General features: G+C 71.0%; 17 protein-coding genes. 8 read left to right on the top strand and 9 right to left on the bottom strand.

What is annotated here, in order from left to right; genetic code table 11:
* Positions 1-31: 31 nt before the first annotated feature.
* Positions 32-2,221, top strand: coding sequence for an alpha-N-acetylglucosaminidase (locus OG698_RS38795; protein ID WP_406108669.1), 2,190 nt, complete (start codon positions 32-34; stop codon positions 2,219-2,221).
* Between the two features lie 64 nt (positions 2,222-2,285).
* Here the strand turns inward: OG698_RS38795 and OG698_RS38790 are convergent, their stop codons facing one another.
* The gene (locus tag OG698_RS38790) at positions 2,286-3,515 is read right to left on the bottom strand and encodes an acyl-CoA dehydrogenase family protein (RefSeq protein ID WP_329575941.1); all 1,230 of its coding nucleotides are present in this window, start codon (positions 3,513-3,515) and stop codon (positions 2,286-2,288) included.
* 165 nt (positions 3,516-3,680) lie between these two features.
* Here OG698_RS38790 and OG698_RS38785 point away from each other — a divergent pair, with 165 nt between their 5' ends.
* Entirely contained in the window at positions 3,681-4,337 is a 657-nt protein-coding gene (locus OG698_RS38785) for a TetR family transcriptional regulator (RefSeq protein WP_406108667.1), read from the top strand.
* 11 nt (positions 4,338-4,348) lie between these two features.
* On the opposite strand, the gene def is transcribed toward OG698_RS38785, so the two are convergent.
* A complete protein-coding gene (def, locus tag OG698_RS38780; RefSeq protein ID WP_406108666.1) occupies positions 4,349-4,900 on the bottom strand; it encodes a peptide deformylase in 552 nt (183 codons plus the stop codon).
* A gap of 141 nt (positions 4,901-5,041) precedes the next feature.
* Here def and OG698_RS38775 point away from each other — a divergent pair, with 141 nt between their 5' ends.
* From OG698_RS38775 to OG698_RS38755, 5 genes are all read left to right on the top strand, one after another.
* The gene (locus OG698_RS38775) at positions 5,042-6,280 is read left to right on the top strand and encodes a MurT ligase domain-containing protein (RefSeq protein WP_399975463.1); all 1,239 of its coding nucleotides are present in this window, start codon (positions 5,042-5,044) and stop codon (positions 6,278-6,280) included.
* 23 nt (positions 6,281-6,303) lie between these two features.
* Positions 6,304-7,032, top strand: coding sequence for a type 1 glutamine amidotransferase (locus OG698_RS38770; RefSeq protein WP_383084124.1), 729 nt, complete (start codon positions 6,304-6,306; stop codon positions 7,030-7,032).
* A 142-nt stretch (positions 7,033-7,174) separates the two neighbouring features.
* Positions 7,175-8,200: a 6-phosphofructokinase gene (locus OG698_RS38765; RefSeq protein WP_100597530.1), complete on the top strand. Its 1,026-nt coding sequence runs from the start codon at positions 7,175-7,177 to the stop codon at positions 8,198-8,200.
* 103 nt (positions 8,201-8,303) lie between these two features.
* The gene (locus tag OG698_RS38760) at positions 8,304-9,254 is read left to right on the top strand and encodes a cytochrome c oxidase assembly protein (protein ID WP_399975467.1); all 951 of its coding nucleotides are present in this window, start codon (positions 8,304-8,306) and stop codon (positions 9,252-9,254) included.
* A gap of 84 nt (positions 9,255-9,338) precedes the next feature.
* On the top strand, positions 9,339-9,497 hold the full coding sequence (locus tag OG698_RS38755; RefSeq protein WP_100597532.1) for a hypothetical protein: 159 nt from the start codon (positions 9,339-9,341) through the stop codon (positions 9,495-9,497).
* A 41-nt stretch (positions 9,498-9,538) separates the two neighbouring features.
* On the opposite strand, the gene OG698_RS38750 is transcribed toward OG698_RS38755, so the two are convergent.
* Positions 9,539-9,928, bottom strand: coding sequence for an SSI family serine proteinase inhibitor (locus OG698_RS38750; protein ID WP_406108663.1), 390 nt, complete (start codon positions 9,926-9,928; stop codon positions 9,539-9,541).
* 190 nt (positions 9,929-10,118) lie between these two features.
* Here OG698_RS38750 and OG698_RS38745 point away from each other — a divergent pair, with 190 nt between their 5' ends.
* The gene (locus tag OG698_RS38745) at positions 10,119-10,841 is read left to right on the top strand and encodes a lysophospholipid acyltransferase family protein (RefSeq protein WP_399975473.1); all 723 of its coding nucleotides are present in this window, start codon (positions 10,119-10,121) and stop codon (positions 10,839-10,841) included.
* A 95-nt stretch (positions 10,842-10,936) separates the two neighbouring features.
* On the opposite strand, the gene OG698_RS38740 is transcribed toward OG698_RS38745, so the two are convergent.
* The 6 genes from OG698_RS38740 to OG698_RS38715 form a co-directional block, all read right to left on the bottom strand.
* The gene (locus OG698_RS38740) at positions 10,937-12,448 is read right to left on the bottom strand and encodes an alpha/beta hydrolase (protein WP_406111530.1); all 1,512 of its coding nucleotides are present in this window, start codon (positions 12,446-12,448) and stop codon (positions 10,937-10,939) included.
* Positions 12,449-12,743: 295 nt separating this feature from the next.
* Positions 12,744-13,499, bottom strand: a complete 756-nt coding sequence (locus OG698_RS38735) for an urease accessory protein UreD (RefSeq protein WP_406108661.1) — start codon at positions 13,497-13,499, stop codon at positions 12,744-12,746.
* The gene (gene ureG, locus OG698_RS38730) at positions 13,496-14,173 is read right to left on the bottom strand and encodes an urease accessory protein UreG (protein WP_383084136.1); all 678 of its coding nucleotides are present in this window, start codon (positions 14,171-14,173) and stop codon (positions 13,496-13,498) included. The genes OG698_RS38735 and ureG overlap by 4 nt, the downstream gene beginning before the upstream one ends.
* A 66-nt stretch (positions 14,174-14,239) precedes the next feature.
* Positions 14,240-14,914, bottom strand: a complete 675-nt coding sequence (locus OG698_RS38725; RefSeq protein WP_406108659.1) for an urease accessory protein UreF — start codon at positions 14,912-14,914, stop codon at positions 14,240-14,242.
* 19 nt (positions 14,915-14,933) lie between these two features.
* Positions 14,934-16,655, bottom strand: a complete 1,722-nt coding sequence (locus OG698_RS38720) for an urease subunit alpha (protein WP_406108657.1) — start codon at positions 16,653-16,655, stop codon at positions 14,934-14,936.
* On the bottom strand, positions 16,648-16,959 hold the full coding sequence (locus OG698_RS38715; RefSeq protein ID WP_227293444.1) for an urease subunit beta: 312 nt from the start codon (positions 16,957-16,959) through the stop codon (positions 16,648-16,650). The genes OG698_RS38720 and OG698_RS38715 overlap by 8 nt, the downstream gene beginning before the upstream one ends.

Genomic DNA, 16,959 nt, shown 5'->3' with positions numbered 1-16,959 from the left:
GTCCAGTCCACTCACGCGCTTGGAGTGCTTCATGAACATCGGTCGCCGTACCGTGCTCACCGCCCTCGGCTCCGCCGCCGCGCTCACCGCGTCCGCCTCCTGTGCCTCCGCCGAAAGCCGTGCGGCCTCCCGTACCCCGGCCGCCGACGCCCTGGCCCGGCTGCTGCCGCACCACCACGACCAGGTCACCTTCCGCGCCACCCCCCACAACGCCGGCACCGGCGACGCGTTCAGAGTGTCGGGGTCCGGCGGCCGCATACTCGTCGAAGGCACCACGCCCGCCGTGCAGTTGACCGGCTTCCACCACTACCTCCGTCACCACGCCCACGCGCACTTCTCGTGGAGCGGCGAGCAGACCGAGTCCCTGCCGGTGCGACTGCCCGGTCTCGCCACGCCCCTGACGCGCGCCGCGAACGTCGCCCACCGGTTCGCCTTCAACGACACCAACGACGGCTACACAGGCCCGTATCACGGCTGGGACTACTGGGAGCGCGAGCTCGACGTCCTCGCGCTGCACGGCTTCAACGAGGTCCTCGTGTACCTCGGCGCCGACACCGTCTACCACCGCACATTCCAGGAATTCGGTTACGACGACGCCGAGATGCGCGGGTGGATCGCGGGCCCGGCCCATCAGCCGTGGTGGCTGCTCCAGAACATGTCCGGCTTCGGCGGCCCCGTGTCGCGGCATCTCCTCGACCGGCGCGCGGCGCTCGCCCGCAGAATCGTCCGCCGGATCCGTGAGCTCGGCATGACCCCGGTGTTCCCCGGATACTTCGGCACCGTCCCGCCCGGCTTCGCCGACCGGAACCCGGGCGCGCACATCGTCCCCCAGGGCGACTGGGTCGGCTTCACGCGCCCCGACTGGCTCGACCCCCGCGACCCGCACTTCGCCAGGATCGCCGAGAGGTTCTACCGCGTGCAGAGCGAACTGCTCGGCGACACCACCATGTACAAGCTCGACCTGCTGCACGAGGGCGGCAAGCCGGGTGACGTGCCGGTCGGCGAGGCCGCGAAGGCGGTCGAGAAGGCGCTGCGCACCGCCCACCCCGGCGCGATCTGGAACATCCTCGGCTGGCAGACCAACCCGCGCCGCGACATCCTCGACGCCGTCGACCGCTCCAAGATGTTCATCGTCGACGGCCTCTCCGACCGCTTCCCCTCGGTGACCGACCGCGACAAGGACTGGGCGGGCACGCCCTACGCGTTCGGCTCGATCTGGAACTTCGGCGGCCACACGACGATGGGCGCCAACACCCCCGACTGGGCTTCTCTGTACGAGAGTTGGCGCACCAGGGAGAACAGCGCCCTGGACGGCATCGCGCTCATGCCCGAGGGCGCCGACAACAATCCGGCCGCGTTCGCCCTCTTCAGCGACCTGCCCTGGACAGACGGACCCGTCGAGCTGAAGAACTGGTTCGAGCAGTGGCCGGCGCAGCGCTACGGCGGCCACGACGCGCACGCGGTGGCCGCCTGGGACGTCCTGCGCCGCACCGCGTACGGCACCACGCGCGCGGACAGCTGGAGCGAGGGCCACGACGGCCTGTTCGGCGCCCGGCCCGGCCTGGACGTGTCCAGCGGCGCGTCCTGGTCGCCGGGCGCGCTTCGTTACGACCCCGAGGAGTTCGCGCGGGCCCTGCCCGAAATGCTCGCGGTGGCACCGGGTTTGCGCCGCAGCTCGGCGTACGCCTACGACCTGATGGACGTCACCCGGCAGACGGTCTCGCACCGCAGCCGCATCCTGCTGCCGCGGATCAGGACCGCGTACGACGCCAAGGACCGCGCGGCGTTCGAGGAGTTGACGAGTGAGTGGTTCACCTGGCTCGGGCTGCTGGAGGAGACCGTCGCCACGCAGCCGCGCCATCTGCTCGGGCGCTGGATCGCCGACGCGCGTGCCTGGGGCGCCGACGAGGAGGAGCGGGACCGTCTCGAGTACGACGCCGTGTCCCTGGTGACGGTGTGGGGTCCGCGTTCGGGTGCCGACGACGGCGGACTGCACGACTACGCGAACCGCGAGTGGGCCGGGCTCATCGGCGGCCTCTACACGCTGCGCTGGCGAACCTACTTCGACGGGCTCGCGGCCGCCCTCGCCGACGGCACCGCCCCTCGACAGGTCGACTGGTACGCCCTGGAGGACGGCTGGGTCCGCGACCACCCGGCGTACTCCGCACGGCCCTCCGGCGACATCGTCCGCATCGCCCGCAAGGTGGCCGCCCGGCTCTGACCACTGCGGCACGGCCACTGAAAGCCGGTGCCCCGCGCCGCGCGAGGGGCACCGGCCGACTCGGCTAGCGGACCGGCAGGCCCGAGAGCGTGCGGGCGATCACCAGGCGCTGGATCTCGCTGGTGCCCTCGAAGATCGTGTAGATCGCGGCGTCGCGGTGCATGCGCTCGACGGGGTACTCGCGGGTGAAGCCGTTGCCGCCGAGGATCTGGATGGCCTGGCCGGTGACCTTCTTGGCCGTCTCGCTCGCGAAGAGCTTCGACATGGAGCCCTCGGCCGACTCGAACTTCTTGCCCGTGGTCGCCATCCAGGAGGCACGCCACACCAGGAGTCGCGCCGCGTCGATCTGCGTGCGCATGTCGGCGAGCTGGAAGGCGACGCCCTGGTTGTCGATGATCGGGCGGCCGAACTGCGTACGCGTCTTGGCGTACTCCAGGGCCTCCTCGTAGGCGGCGCGGGCCGTGCCCACCGCCATCGCGCCGACGGCCGGGCGGGACGCCTCGAACGTGGCCATGGCGGCGTTCTTCACGCGCTCGCCGCCGCCGGCCTTGGCGCGCTCACGGGCGCGCGCCATGCGCTCGTCGAGCTTGTCCTTGCCGCCGAGCAGGCAGGAGCCGGGGACGCGTACGTCCTCGAGGACGACCTCGGCGGTGTGCGAGGCGCGGATGCCGTGCTTCTTGAACTTCTGGCCCTGGGACAGGCCCGGCGTGTTCGGCGGGACGATGAAGGAGGCGTGGCCCTTGGAGCCGAGCTCGGGGTCGACGACGGCGACGACGACGTGGACGTTGGCGATGCCGCCGTTGGTCGCCCAGGTCTTGGTGCCGTTGAGGACCCACTCGTCCTTGGCCGCGTCGTAGACGGCGCGGGTGCGCATGGAGGCGACGTCGGATCCGGCGTCCGGCTCGGACGAGCAGAAGGCGGCGACCTTGACATCGTTGGCGTCGCCGTACATCTGGGGGATCCAGGTGCCGATCTGCTCCTCGGTGCCGTTGGCGAGGACGCCGACCGCGGCGAGCCCGGTGCCGACGATCGACAGGGCTATGCCCGCGTCGCCCCAGAACAGCTCCTCCATGGCCATCGGGATGCCGAGACCCGTCGGGTCGAAGAACTGCTGCGCGTAGAAGTCCAGGGAGTAGATTCCGATCTTGGCGGCTTCCTGGATGACCGGCCACGGCGTCTCTTCGCGCTCGTCCCACTCGGCGGCCGCGGGACGGATCACATCGGCGGCGAACCCGTGGAGCCAGTCCCTGACTTCCTTCTGCTCGTCGTTCAGATCCATCGTGAACTCGGCCATGAACCCCTCCAGCACTGCGTACACTTCACACGTTACTTGCGGTAACGGCAGTCTGTTACTCGCCAGTAGCCCCTGTCAACTCCCGGCAGCCCGTTCGATGCCCCGAGGCCGTCGAGTGTTACGTTTCGCGTGCGTCAGGCCATCGCACGGGCGGGGAGAAACCTCATGGAGACCACACAGCGGACGGAACAGCAGACGTCTGCCGAGCGCCGGCGGCGAGAGCTGCTGGAGGCCGCGGACCGCGTGGTGCTCCGCGACGGGCCCGGTGCGTCCATGAACGCCATCGCGGCCGAGGCGGGCATCACCAAGCCGATCCTCTACCGGCACTTCGGCGACAAGGGCGGCCTCTACGCCGCGCTCGCCAAGCGCCACACCGACGCGCTCCTCGCCTCGCTGCGGGCCGCGCTCGACGCCCCGGCCGAGCGCCGGGAGCGGGTGGAGTCGACGCTCGACACCTATCTCGCGGCGATCGAGGCGAGCCCTCAGGTGTACCGCTTCCTCATGCACCCCTCGGAGAGCGTGGCCGAGAGCGCGGCACCGGGCGAGCAGGGCTTCTACGTGGGCAAGCACTCCGCTCCCCTGCTGCGCCGCATGGGCGAGGAGCTCGCCGAGGTCATCGAGGAGCGCGTCGATCTCGGCCCCGGCAGCCAGCAGCTCGCGCGCGTCTGGGGCCACGGAATCGTCGGCATGATGCACGCCGCGGGTGACTGGTGGCTCGGCGAAAGACCCTGCTCGCGAAGCGAGTTGGTGCGCAGCCTCGCCGACCTGCTGTGGGGCAGGCTCGCCGCGGCGGGCGACAAGGTGGGCGGGCCGGGCTTCTAGCCCGAGGAGCCTCAGGACGCCGCGTCGGTCGCCCAGGGGGCCCGCGCCGCCTGGCGCAGGACCCTGCGGCGGCGCCACCCCGTGACGTGGTCCGTGTAGACCCGCCCCTCCAGGTGGTCGCACTCGTGCTGGAGGCAGCGGGCGAACCAGCCCGTGCCGTGCACGACCAGAGGTTCGCCCCGCAGGTCCACGCCCTCGACGCGGGCATGGTCGAAGCGGGGCGTGCCCGCCTCCAGGCCCGGCAGCGACAGACAGCCCTCCGGGCCACGCACGACCACCCCGTCCGCGTCGACGAGGCGCGGGTTCACGATGTGCCCGAGGTGACGGACGTCCTCGTCGTCGGGGCAGTCGTACACGAACACCCGCACGGACTCGCCGATCTGGTTCGCCGCGAGGCCCACGCCCTGGGCGGCGTACATCGTCGCGAACAGGTCCTCCACTAGGCGGCCGAGCGAGGGCCCGAAATCTGTCACCTCCTCGCAGGGCGTGTGCAGCACGGGATCACCGAGCAGGGTCAGGGGACGTACGTGCCCGGAGGCGCCCGGGATCGAGCCGTGTCGCATGGCCGTAAGGGTACGGTCAGGGCGAGCCCCGGATCCGGGGTGGTGCCGCGGTTCGGGCTCAAAGGTGGATCTCGATAGGCTGACTCCACCAAGCGATGCCGGGGGCAGGCGCGGCGCCGTACGCAAGGAGGATCCAGAACGATGTCAGGCAACTCGGAGCCGCTGACTCCGCGGGCCAAGCTGGCCGTCACGGCGGGCAAGGCGGCCGCGGCGGTGTCCCGCGCGGCGGGCCGCGGCAGCGGATCGGTGATCGGCGGCAAGGTCGCGCTCAGGCTCGACCCCGAGCTGCTCGGGCGGCTTGCGCAGCATCTGGACGTGGTGCTCGTCTCGGCGACGAACGGAAAGACCACCACCACGCGGCTGATCGCGGAGGCCCTGCGCGCCAGCGGCCCCGTCGTGTCGAACGCGCTCGGCGCGAACATGCCCGCGGGCATCACCTCGGCACTCGCCGGCGGCTCGGACGCGAAGTTCGGCGTGATCGAGGTCGACGAGAAGTATCTGGCGGGTGTCGCCCGCGACACCGCCCCCAAGGCGATCGCGCTGCTCAACCTCTCGCGCGACCAGCTCGACCGCGCCGCCGAGACCCGCATGCTCGCCGAGAAGTGGCGTGAGGGCCTGGCCGGTTCGAAGGCGATCGTGATCGCGAACGCGGACGACCCGCTGGTCGTCTGGGCCGCGTCCTCCTCGCCGAACGTGGTGTGGGTCGCCGCCGGCCAGGAGTGGAAGGACGACGCGTGGTCCTGCCCGTCGTGCGGCGGCGTGATGCAGCGCCCCGGCGACGACTGGTACTGCGGCGAGTGCGGCTTCCGCCGTCCGACGCCCAGCTGGGCGCTCCAGGGCGACTACGTCCTCGACCCGCACGGCTCGGCCTGGCCGATCCACCTCCAGCTCCCCGGCCGCGCCAACAAGGCGAACGCGACCTCGTCGGCCGCCGTCGCCGCGTGCTTCGGCGTGCCGCCCCAGGTGGCCCTCGAGCGCATGTACCAGGTGCAGGCGGTCGCGGGACGCTACGACGTCGTGCAGTTCCTCGGCCGCGACCTGCGTCTGCTGCTCGCGAAGAACCCGGCGGGCTGGCTCGAAACGTTTTCCCTGATCGACCCGCCGCCGACCCCGGTGATCCTTTCGGTCAACGCACGCGGCGCCGACGGCACCGACACCTCCTGGCTGTGGGACGTCGACTACACACGTCTGGCCGGTCACCCGATCTTCGTGATCGGCGACCGCAGGCTCGACCTCGCCGTGCGGCTCGAGGTCGCCGGCCTGGACTTCCGGGTCTGCGAGAGCGTCGACGAGGCGGTGCAGTCCGCCCCGCCCGGGCGGATCGAACTGATCGCCAACTACACCGCGTTCCAGGACGTCCGCCGCCGCGTCGGCAACTGAGACCCCGCAGAGGATTCATGAGCATGAGCGACAACGGCCTTCGTCTGGTCTGGGTCTACCCCGACCTCCTGAGCACGTACGGCGACCAGGGCAACGCCCTCGTCGTGGAGCGCCGCGCCCGCCAGCGCCGCCTCGACGTGCACCGGATCGACGTGCGCAGCGACCAGCCGGTGCCCACCTCCGGCGACATCTATCTGATCGGCGGCGGTGAGGACCGGCCGCAGCGTCTCGCCGCGGAGCGGCTTCGGCGTGACGGCGGTCTCCAGCGCGCCGTGGCCAACGGCGCGATCGTCTTCTCGGTCTGCGCCGGTTACCAGATCCTCGGCCACGAGTTCATCAACGACCTGGGCGAGCGCGAGCAGGGCCTCGGCCTGCTCGACGTGGTGTCCACGCGTGGTGAGGGCGAGCGGTGCGTCGGCGACGTACTGGGCGACATCGACCCGCAGTTGGGGCTCCCCCCGCTGACGGGCTTCGAGAACCACCAGGGCATCACGCACCTCGGCCCGTCGGCGCGGCCCTTCGCGCGCGTGCAGATCGGCAAGGGCAACGGCACGGGTGACGGCACGGAGGGCGCGTTCAACGACACCGTGTTCGGCACGTACATGCACGGCCCCGTCCTCGCCCGCAACCCGCTGATCGCGGACCTGCTCCTGAAGCTGGCCCTCGATGTCAACGCGCTGCCGCCGGTCGACGACCGCTGGTACGAGGCGCTGCGCAACGAGCGGATCGCGTCGGCTCAGCAGCCCGCCTGATCGCTGTCCCGCACAAGTGAGCGGGTCAGTCCAGCAGGCGGACGTCAGGTGCGGCCCCGCCCCCTCCCGCCGGTAGGGTGGCGGGGATCCAGCCGGACAAAGTGGTCCGGTCATCGGCCCACTTTGCAAAGGTTCTCGGGCTATGCGTATTGGTGTCCTCACCTCCGGCGGCGACTGCCCCGGCCTGAACGCCGTGATTCGTTCGGTCGTGCACCGTGCCGTCGTCGACCACGGCGACGAGGTCATCGGCTTCCACGACGGCTGGAAGGGCCTGCTGGAGTGCGACTACCGCAAGCTCGACCTGGACGCGGTGGGCGGCATCCTCGCCCGCGGCGGCACGATCCTCGGCTCGTCGCGGGTCCAGCCCGCGCATCTGCGCGACGGCGTGGAGCGGGCCAAGGGCCATGTCGCGGATCTGGGTCTTGACGCGATCATCCCGATCGGCGGAGAGGGCACGCTGAAGGCGGCCCGCCTCCTGTCCGACAGCGGCCTCCCGATCGTCGGCGTACCGAAGACGATCGACAACGACATCGCCGTCACGGACGTCACCTTCGGCTTCGACACGGCCGTCGGCGTCGCGACCGAGGCGCTCGACCGCCTCAAGACGACCGCCGAGTCCCACCAGCGCGTCCTGATCGTCGAGGTCATGGGCCGTCACACCGGCTGGATCGCGCTGCACTCGGGCATGGCCGCCGGCGCCCACGCCATCGTCGTGCCGGAGCGCCCCTTCGACATCGAGGAGCTGGCCGCGAAGGTCGGCGAGCGGTTCTCCGCGGGCAAGAAGTTCGCCATCGTCGTGGCCGCCGAGGGCGCCAAGCCCGCCCCCGGCTCCATGGAGTTCGACGAGGGCGTCAAGGACATGTACGGCCACGAGCGCTTCGCGGGCATCGCCACGCGGCTCTCCGGCGAGCTGGAGCAGCGCCTCGGCAAGGAGGCCCGCCCGGTGATCCTCGGTCACGTGCAGCGCGGCGGCACCCCCACCGCGTACGACCGTGTGCTCGCCACGCGCTTCGGCTGGCACGCCGTCGAGGCCGTGCACCGCGGCGAGTTCGGCATGATGACGGCGCTGCGCGGCACGGACATCGTGATGGTGTCGCTCGCCGAGGCCGTCGAGACGCTGAAGACGGTTCCGCAGGAGCGGTACGCCGAGGCGGAGTGTGTTCTGTAGTTCGCTCTTGAAGAGTCTGCCCCCGGTCGCGACCGCGACCGGGGGCAGTTCTACTCTGGTGCGGACAGACAGCCCATAACCAGTACCAATCAGGAGCCGGCGGATGGATCACAGCGGGCACGGCATGAACATGGATCTGCCGCCGTTCACGCTGGGGCGAGGCCTCGCATGGTCGGCGGACCCCTTCTTCCTGATCGGGTGCCTGGTGGCGCTCGGCCTGTACGGCTGGGGTGTCGTGCGGCTCGCACGGCGCGGTGACAGCTGGCAGGTGGGCCGCACGCTGTCGTTCGTCATCGGCGTGCTGACCGTGATGCTGGTGATGTGCACCAAGCTGAACGACTACGGCATGGTCATGTTCTCCGTGCACATGGTGCAGCACATGGTGATCAGCATGCTGTCGCCGATCCTGCTCCTGATGGGCGCGCCGATCACGCTCGCCCTGCGGGCCATGCCGGTGGCGCGGCGCGGCTCGAAGGGGCCGCGCGAGCTGCTCCTGCTGCTGCTGCACAGCCGGTACATGCGGATCATCACGCATCCCGCGTTCACGATCCCGCTGTTCATCGCGAGCCTGTACGCGCTCTACTTCACGCCGATCTTCGACACCCTGATGGGTTCGAAGGTCGGGCACATCGGCATGATGGTTCACTTCCTCGCCGTCGGCCTGGTCTTCTTCTGGCCGATCATGGGCGTGGACCCGGGCCCGCACCGCCCCGGCTATGTGATGCGGATGCTGGAGCTCTTCGCGGGCATGCCCTTCCACGCGTTCTTCGGCATCGCTCTGATGATGGCGTCCGGGCCGATGATCGGCACGTACGAGCACCCGCCGGCCTCGCTCGGAATCGACGCCCTGGCGGACCAGACGGCGGCGGGCGGCATCGCCTGGGCGTTCAGCGAGGTGCCCTCGGTGCTCGTGCTGCTCGCGCTGCTCTTCCAGTGGAAGAAGTCCGAGGACCGGCAGGCGCGCCGCAAGGACCGGGCCGCGGACCGCGACGGTGACCAGGAGCTTGTCGCGTACAACGCGTATCTCGCCTCACTGAACACGCGCGGCCGGTAGCGCCCGGCGCCCCTGAGGGGTGACCATGGTGTTCAGCCGTGGTCCGGGCGCTGCGCCGTCCGGGTTGCCGGGAGGAGGCGGGCCATGCCCGGATCGATGAAGACGATGGGGGTGCTCACCGTCGGCGCCCTCGTCGCGGTGACGGCCTATACGGTGGCGCTCGGGAGCAACGGCTGGCTGTGGTTCGGCTGGGTCGTGCTCGGTCTGCTCACCCTCGGGATGGCCGCGTCGCGCAGCACCTGACGACGCATGGCCCGGTGCCGCGCGAGAGCGGGTCCCGCGCGTCAGAAGCGGAAGACGGAGCCGGTCGACGCGTTCATCGTGCACGCGTTGGCGAACGTCTTGTGCCAGGTGATCTTCTTGCCGCGGTACGTGCCGCTCGCGCTCACGGTGACCGGAGCGTAGACCTGGGTGCACATCTCCGGTTCCTGGTTCAGCGCGTCCAGATCCCCCTGCGCCCCGTCGAGTGCGACGCACGCCTCCGACGCGTGGGGATGGTGCCCGGACGCCCCCGGCTCGCAGCGCAGCAGCTCACCGCGCATCCACGAGCCCTGATCTCCGGAGACGGTGAGGAAGAGCCCCTGGGGCGCGGGCGGGTCGGTGGCGGTGGCGCGGGCGGGGCCGGCCGCGGCGAGGGCGGTGAGGGCTGCGGCGGCGAGAACGAGCGGACGCATCACGGGACCTCCGGTGAAGGTGCGGGACGAACGGAGGCCAGGGGACTCCCTGTCCCGGGCGGCCGCCAAGCGGACGCGCGGTGCGGTCCCCCGGTCGGAGGCCCGGCGAGGTCCGAACGGGCTCTCGCGCGCGGGCCGACGATTGGTTACTGTGCGCACGCATCTGGATCCACGGGGAAGGCGGCCCAGCATGTTCTACCGACTGCTCAAGTACGTGATTCTGGGCCCACTGCTGCGGCTGGCGTTCCGGCCCCGGATCGAAGGGCTCGACCATGTGCCGGAGTCGGGCGCGGCGATCGTCGCGGGCAATCACCTGTCGTTCTCGGACCACTTCCTGATGCCGGCCATCCTGAAGCGGCGCATCACGTTCCTGGCGAAGGCGGAGTACTTCACAGGGCCCGGCATCAGGGGCCGGCTGACCGCCGCGTTCTTCCGCAGCGCCGGACAGATCCCCGTGGACCGCTCCGGCAAAGCGGCGGGCCAGGCCGCGATCCGCGAGGGCCTCGGCGTGCTGAGCAAGGGCGAGCTGCTCGGCATCTACCCGGAGGGCACGCGCTCGCACGACGGGCGGCTCTACAAGGGCAAGGTCGGCGTGGCCGCGATGGCGCTCAAGGCGCAGGTCCCGGTGATCCCCTGCGCGATGATCGGCACGTTCGAGGCGCAGCCGCCCGGCCAGGTCATCCCGAACCTCCACCGCGTGACGATCCGCTTCGGCGAGCCCCTGGACTTCTCGCGCTACGCGGGCATGGACGGCGAGAAGGCGATCCTCCGCGCGGTCACCGACGAGATCATCTACGCGATCCTCGGCCTGTCCGGCCAGGAGTACGTCGACAAGTACGCGGCCGACGTCAAGGCCGAGGCCGAAGCGGCCAAGGACAAGGCCCGCAAGTTCCCGCGGATGCCGCTGAGCTGAGCCCGGGCCGGATCGAGCGCCCGGCAGCGACGGCACGACGATGGCCCGGCCTCTCGGGGAGGCCGGGCCATCACGTGTTCACCGCGGGACGGTGGTTACGGCTTGGGCGTGGCGTGCGGGGCGCACGTCACATCCTTGCTGTCCGTCTTGCCGGTGAGCAGGTAGGTGTCGACCCGGTCGTTGATGCACGGGTTGGTCAGGCCGGTGACACCGTGGGAGCCCGCGTCCTTCTCGGTGATCAGGCGCGAGCCCTTGAAGCGCTGGTGCAGCTCGACGGCGCCCCTGTAGGGGGTGGCCGCGTCGCGGGTGGACTGGACGATCAGGACGGCGGGCAGGCCCTTGCCGGTCTTCACGTTCACGGGGGTCTGCTGCTTGGTGGGCCAGGTGGCGCACGGCAGGTTCATCCACGCGTTCGCCCACGTCATGAACGGATAGTCCTTGTGCAGACGCGTGTTGTCGCGGTCCCACTTCTTCCAGCTGGTGGGCCACTTGGCGTCGGCACACTCGACGGCGGTGTAGACCGCGTTGCCGTTCTCCGACGCGGCGTTGCCCGCGGTGTCCGACATGTCGGGGGCCGCGGCGTCGACGAGCGCCTGGGTGTCGCCGGCGACGTACTTGCTCCACACCTGCGCGACCGGCACCCACGACGAGTCGTAGTACGGGGCGCTCTGGAAGAAGGCGATCAGCTCGGCGGGGCCGACGACGCCGCCGATGGGGTTCTTCTTGGCGGCGGCGCGCAGCTTCAGCCACTGGGCCTCGACCTTGGCCTGCGTGTCACCGAGGTGGAAGGAGGCGTCGTTCTTGGCCACCCACGAGGTCCAGTCGTTCCAGCGGCCCTGGAAGGCGACGTCCTGGCCGAGGTTGGCCTCGTACCAGATGTTGTCGCGCGACGGGTCGACGACGCTGTCGACGACCATGCGGCGGACGTGGCCCGGGAAGAGCGTGCCGTAGACGGCGCCCAGGTACGTGCCGTAGGAGACGCCCAGGTAGTTGAGCTTCTTCTCGCCGAGGGCGGCGCGGATGACGTCAAGGTCGCGCGCGGTGTTCGGCGTGGTCATCTGCGGCAGCATGTCGCCGCTGCGCTCGGCGCAGCCGTCCGCGTACTCCTTGGCGAGCTTGCGCTGGCCGAGCTTGTCGGCCTCGGAGTCGGGGACCGGGTCGGCCTTGGGGGCCTTCACGTACTCCTGCGGGTCTATGCAGGAGATCGGCGCGGAGTGGCCGACGCCGCGCGGGTCGAAGCCCACGAAGTCGTACGCCTTCGAAGTCTTCGTCCAGAGCGGGTTCTTGGTGGTCACGCGCGTCGGGAAGCGCATGCCGGAGCCGCCGGGGCCGCCCGGGTTGTAGACGAGGGCGCCCTGGCGCTCGTCCTTGGTGCCGGTGGAGCCGATGCGGTCGACGGCGAGCTTGATCTGCTTGCCGTACGGCTTCGCGTAGTCGAGCGGCACCGTCACCCAGCCGCACTGGATGGGCTTGGCTATGCCCCAGTCGGCGGGGCAGTCCTTCCAGTCGATGCCGGCCTTGGCGGCACGGGCCGCCGCGACGGCCGCACCGCGGGCCTCACGGTCCTGGCCGCTCCGGGAGTCCGCGCTGGCGACGGGCGCCGCCATGGCTCCCGCAATCAGGGTCGCCGCCACCAGGGTTCCGGCGGAGCCGATCACCGCCGTCCGGCTGCTTCGACTGGTAAGTCGAGTCCGTCTCAACTGAGGCCTCCGTACATCGATTCGATCATTACTTCGATCGGGTTCTCGATCAGTACGGGGATCCTTGCGCCTGCACCGCCCCTGACAACAGGGACGGTTGACGTTCTTTACCAATCCGATAAACGGTATAACTCGTCCCGGTGAGCGGAATGGGCCCCTACGGTCGTTTGGTTCGGACCGGCCGGGCCCCTTGGGCCGTCGCTCAGGACAGGCGGCGCAGGGCGTCGTCGAGCGTTCCGCGCAGCCGCAGCGCGTCGGACGCGAGGGCCGTGACCAGCACGGCGGGCCCGGCGAGCGGCGTCAGCGCGGCGTTCTCGCCGAGCAGCGCGGGCGACGGCCTGCCCTTCTCGAACTCGGGCCTTACGACCACGAGTTGACCGACTGCCCGGTGTCCCGCGAGCACGGCGGGGCCGTCCCAGCCGCCGGGCGCGCCGGGGCCGCAGGCCAGCTCCTGGTCGAGCAGGGGGCGGCCCGCGCGGTGGACGGTGAGCCGGCTGGTGAGCCGACCGGGCTCCTCGGCAGTGCGGCCGAGCACCTGTTCCTCACGCAGCACGAGCCGGGCGCCGGGAGCGAGTTCGGCCCGCGTGGTGACCCGCAGGTCACTCTCGCACGCCGAGATCAACTGCTCGGGCAGCCAGTGCAGTTCGGCCCCGTCGTCGACCGTGAGGCGGACGTCGTAGCGCGCCTCGCCCTTGGCCTGGCCGGGCAGGGCGATCGTCGCGGCGACGGACCCGATGCGCAGGCGGGCACCGGCCGTCACGTGTGCCTCGACACTCATGTGGTCGCCGCCGAGCGGCCCGCTCATGGCGCCGACGAGCATGACGCGCGCGTCGGGACCGGTCGAGCGGATGCGGCGCAGGGCCAGGGAGCCCTCTCCGTCGAGGACGGGGAGGCAGGTGCCGCCGCGGCCGTCGTCGCTCGCCGTGATGCGGGCCGTGGAGCGTACGCCTGCGGTCATGCCGTCCACGCGGTGAGCTGTGCGCGCACCCAGTCGGCGACGTCACGCACACCGTCGGCGGAGCGCAGGGACTGGAGGACGACGGGGAGTTCGGCGCGCTGTTCCTTGGCGTCGGCGGACATCCGGGCGAGGTCGGAGCCGACGTGGGGGGCGAGGTCCGTCTTGTTGATGACGAGCAGGTCGGCGGTGGTGACGCCGGGGCCGCCCTTGCGCGGGATGTCGTCGCCGCCGGCGACGTCGATGACGAAGATCTGCGCGTCGACGAGGCCGCGCGAGAACGTGGCCGTGAGGTTGTCGCCGCCGGACTCGACGAGGATCAGGTCGAGCGGCCCGACCTCGTCCTCCAGGTCCTCCACGGCCTCCAGGTTGGCGGAGATGTCGTCGCGGATGGCGGTGTGCGGGCAGGCACCCGTCTCCACGGCGGTGATGCGCTCGGGCGGCAGCACGGCCTCGCGGAGCAGGAACTCGGCGTCCTCGCGCGTGTAGATGTCGTTCGTCACGACGGCGAGAGACAGCTCGTCGCGCAGCGCGCGGCAGAGCGCCGCGACGGTGGCGGTCTTGCCGGATCCGACGGGGCCACCGAGGCCGATGCGAACGGCGCGGCGGGTGCCGTCGGGGCGGCGGGCGTCGGCGCTGACCGCGGCGGGGCCGTCGTGCGAGTGGTCGAGGTGCATGGTGTTACTCCAATCGTTCAGTGGGGAGGCAGAGCGCCCTGAGGCGTGTCCGCAGCGTCGCGTTTCCTAGGACGCGAACAGGCGCACAGCCCAGGCCGCGTGGGCCTCGGCCCCCACCTCCAGCAGCGGCGCGGACGCCGCGGGCAATGAATCCGTCCCTTCGGTGACGGCTCGTGCCGCCGCCTCGGCGGCCGCCGTCGCGACACGGTCGATGTCGTCCGCGAGGCGCGCGAGCCCCGCCGTCGCGTCGAAGGGATCGAGGCTGAGCAGCCGGACCGTCGCGGTGGCGGGCCCGCTGACGCTCTCGTACGCGGAGCAGTAGGCGGCGTCGGCGGCTCCGAGGCCCGCGGCCCGGGCGGTGAGGCCGAGGACCACCGGCTGGTGGGCCCCCTTGGGGAACCGACGGGCGAGCGCGTCGAGTTCGGGATGCGGCCAGGCCGCGCGCGCGGCGCGCATGAGCTGTCTGCCGAGCCTGCGCGCCGCGGTGCGCAGGGCGGGTGACGGTGTACGGGCGTCGGCGGCCTCATCCAGGGTGACCGGATCGATGCCGAGCGCGGCGGCCGCCGCCAGGGACGCCGACACCAGTCCCGTGGTGTGCAGACGGCCCCGGCAGAAGTCCTCCAGGCTCGCCGCGCCCGTGATGCGTCCCGCCTTGACGGCGGCCTCCGCCCCGCCGGAGTGGGCATGCCCACCGGCGGGGAAGCGGCCGTCGGCCAGGACGAGTAGTGCGGCTCGTGTCATATCTCTTCTTCTCGGCCCGTCAGAACAGGAAGTACCGCTGGGCGAGCGGCAGTTCGGCCGCGGGTGCGGGTTCGACGAGTTCGCCGTCGATGGTGACGGCGAAGCTGTCGGGGGCGACCTCGACCCGCGGCAGCGCGTCGTTCTCCCGCATGTCCGCCTTCGTGCGTCCCCGCGTCGAGCGGATCGGCACGAACTTCCTGTCCAGGCCGAGGCGTTCGGGCAGCCCGTCGTCGAGGGCGGTCTGCGTCACGTAGAAGAACGAGTTCGAGGCGGGGGCCCTGCCGTGGGCGCCGAACATGGGGCGGGGCAGGACGGGCTGCGGCGTGGGGATGGACGCGTTGGCGTCACCCATTTGAGCGTACGCGATCTGGCCGCCCTTGATGACGAGCTGCGGCTTGACGCCGAAGAACTGGGGGTCCCAGAGCACGAGGTCGGCGAGCTTGCCGGTCTCGACGGAGCCGATCTCGTGGTCGATGCCCTGTGCGACGGCCGCGTTGATCGTGTATTTGGCGACATAGCGACGGGCGCGCCGGTTGTCGGCGCGGGTGTCGCCGGGGAGTTGGCCGCGGCGGCGCTTCATGACGTGCGCGGTCTGCCAGGTCCGCAGGACGACCTCGCCGATGCGGCCCATCGCCTGGGAGTCCGAGGACATGATCGAGATGGCGCCGATGTCGTGGAGGATGTCCTCGGCCGCGATGGTGGTGGGCCGGATCCGGGACTCGGCGAAGGCCAGGTCCTCGGGGACAGCCGGGTTGAGGTGGTGGCAGACCATCAGCATGTCGAGGTGTTCCTCGACGGTGTTGACGGTGTGCGGCCGCGTCGGGTTGGTCGAGCTCGGCAGCATGTTGGGCAGCGAGACGGCCGTGATCATGTCGGGCGCGTGTCCGCCGCCCGCGCCCTCGACGTGGAAGGCGTGCAGGGTGCGGCCGGCCACGGCGTCGAAGGTGGCGTCGACGAAGCCCGCCTCGTTCAGGGTGTCCGTGTGGACGGCGAGCTGCGCGCCGGTGTCCTCGCAGACGTTCAGGCAGGCGTCGATGACGGCGGGGGTCGCGCCCCAGTCCTCGTGGATCTTGAAGCTGACGGCGCCGCCGCGCAGTTGGGCGTACATGGACTCGGCGGACGTGGTGTTGCCCTTGCCGAGGAAGCCGATGTTGACCGGGCTCGACTCCATCGCCTCGAACATGCGGGCGAGGTGCCACGAACCAGGGGTGATCGTGGTCGCCTTGGAGCCCTCCGCCGGGCCGGTGCCTCCGCCGATCAGCGTGGTGACACCGGAGGCGAGCGCCTCGTCGACGATGGTCGGCGAGATGAAGTGGATGTGGGTGTCGATGGCGCCCGCGGTGACGATCTTGCCGTTGCCGGCGAGGATCTCGGTCTCGGGGCCGATCACGAGGTCGGGGTGGATGCCGTCCATCGTGTCGGGGTTGCCGGACTTGCCGATCGCGGTGATCCGGCCGTCCCGGATGCCGATGTCGGCCTTGACGATGCCCCAGTGGTCGATGATCACGGCGCCGGTGATGACGGTGTCGGGAGCGCCGTCTGCGCGCGTAGCGCGTGACTGCCCCATGGACTCGCGGATCACCTTGCCGCCGCCGAACACGGACTCGTCACCGGAGAGTCCGGGGCCGCCGGAGCGGTCCTCCTCGATCTCGATCAGCAGGTCGGTGTCCGCGAGGCGGATGCGGTCGCCGGTGGTGGGGCCGAACAGGTCGGCGTAGGCGGCGCGGGAGAGTTCAGCCATCGAGGGCACCTCCGGTCCGGCCCCGCAGGCCCGGCACGATGCGCCGGCCGGCCAGGGGCACGAGTTCGATGTCGACAGGGATTCCGGGCTCGAAGCGCACGGCGGTCCCTGCGGCGACGTTGAGTCGCAGACCGTGCGCTGCGGCACGGTCGAACTCCAGACCGGGATTGGCCTCGGCGAAGTGGTAGTGGGAGCCGACCTGGACAGGCCGGTCGGCGGCGTTGAGCACGGTCAGACGGGTGACCTCGCGGCCCTCGTTGAACACGACGGGCTCGTCCGCGAAGAGGATCTCTCCGGGAATCAT

It is taken from the genome of Streptomyces sp. NBC_01003, from assembly GCF_045162695.1.
Classification (GTDB): domain Bacteria; phylum Actinomycetota; class Actinomycetes; order Streptomycetales; family Streptomycetaceae; genus Streptomyces.
The sequence above is the reverse complement of the archived record's forward strand: the minus strand, read 5'-3'. Positions and strand labels throughout refer to the sequence as shown.

Coding starts and splice junctions, on each gene's coding strand:
- OG698_RS38795 (WP_406108669.1), top strand. CDS start 32: ATGAACATCGGTCGCCGTACCGTGCTCACCGCCCTCGGCTCCGCCGCC.
- OG698_RS38790 (WP_329575941.1), bottom strand. CDS start 3,515: ATGGCCGAGTTCACGATGGATCTGAACGACGAGCAGAAGGAAGTCAGG.
- OG698_RS38785 (WP_406108667.1), top strand. CDS start 3,681: ATGGAGACCACACAGCGGACGGAACAGCAGACGTCTGCCGAGCGCCGG.
- def (WP_406108666.1), bottom strand. CDS start 4,900: ATGCGACACGGCTCGATCCCGGGCGCCTCCGGGCACGTACGTCCCCTG.
- OG698_RS38775 (WP_399975463.1), top strand. CDS start 5,042: ATGTCAGGCAACTCGGAGCCGCTGACTCCGCGGGCCAAGCTGGCCGTC.
- OG698_RS38770 (WP_383084124.1), top strand. CDS start 6,304: ATGAGCGACAACGGCCTTCGTCTGGTCTGGGTCTACCCCGACCTCCTG.
- OG698_RS38765 (WP_100597530.1), top strand. CDS start 7,175: ATGCGTATTGGTGTCCTCACCTCCGGCGGCGACTGCCCCGGCCTGAAC.
- OG698_RS38760 (WP_399975467.1), top strand. CDS start 8,304: ATGGATCACAGCGGGCACGGCATGAACATGGATCTGCCGCCGTTCACG.
- OG698_RS38755 (WP_100597532.1), top strand. CDS start 9,339: ATGCCCGGATCGATGAAGACGATGGGGGTGCTCACCGTCGGCGCCCTC.
- OG698_RS38750 (WP_406108663.1), bottom strand. CDS start 9,928: ATGCGTCCGCTCGTTCTCGCCGCCGCAGCCCTCACCGCCCTCGCCGCG.
- OG698_RS38745 (WP_399975473.1), top strand. CDS start 10,119: ATGTTCTACCGACTGCTCAAGTACGTGATTCTGGGCCCACTGCTGCGG.
- OG698_RS38740 (WP_406111530.1), bottom strand. CDS start 12,448: ATGGCGGCGCCCGTCGCCAGCGCGGACTCCCGGAGCGGCCAGGACCGT.
- OG698_RS38735 (WP_406108661.1), bottom strand. CDS start 13,499: ATGACCGCAGGCGTACGCTCCACGGCCCGCATCACGGCGAGCGACGAC.
- ureG (WP_383084136.1), bottom strand. CDS start 14,173: ATGCACCTCGACCACTCGCACGACGGCCCCGCCGCGGTCAGCGCCGAC.
- OG698_RS38725 (WP_406108659.1), bottom strand. CDS start 14,914: ATGACACGAGCCGCACTACTCGTCCTGGCCGACGGCCGCTTCCCCGCC.
- OG698_RS38720 (WP_406108657.1), bottom strand. CDS start 16,655: ATGGCTGAACTCTCCCGCGCCGCCTACGCCGACCTGTTCGGCCCCACC.
- OG698_RS38715 (WP_227293444.1), bottom strand. CDS start 16,959: ATGATTCCCGGAGAGATCCTCTTCGCGGACGAGCCCGTCGTGTTCAAC.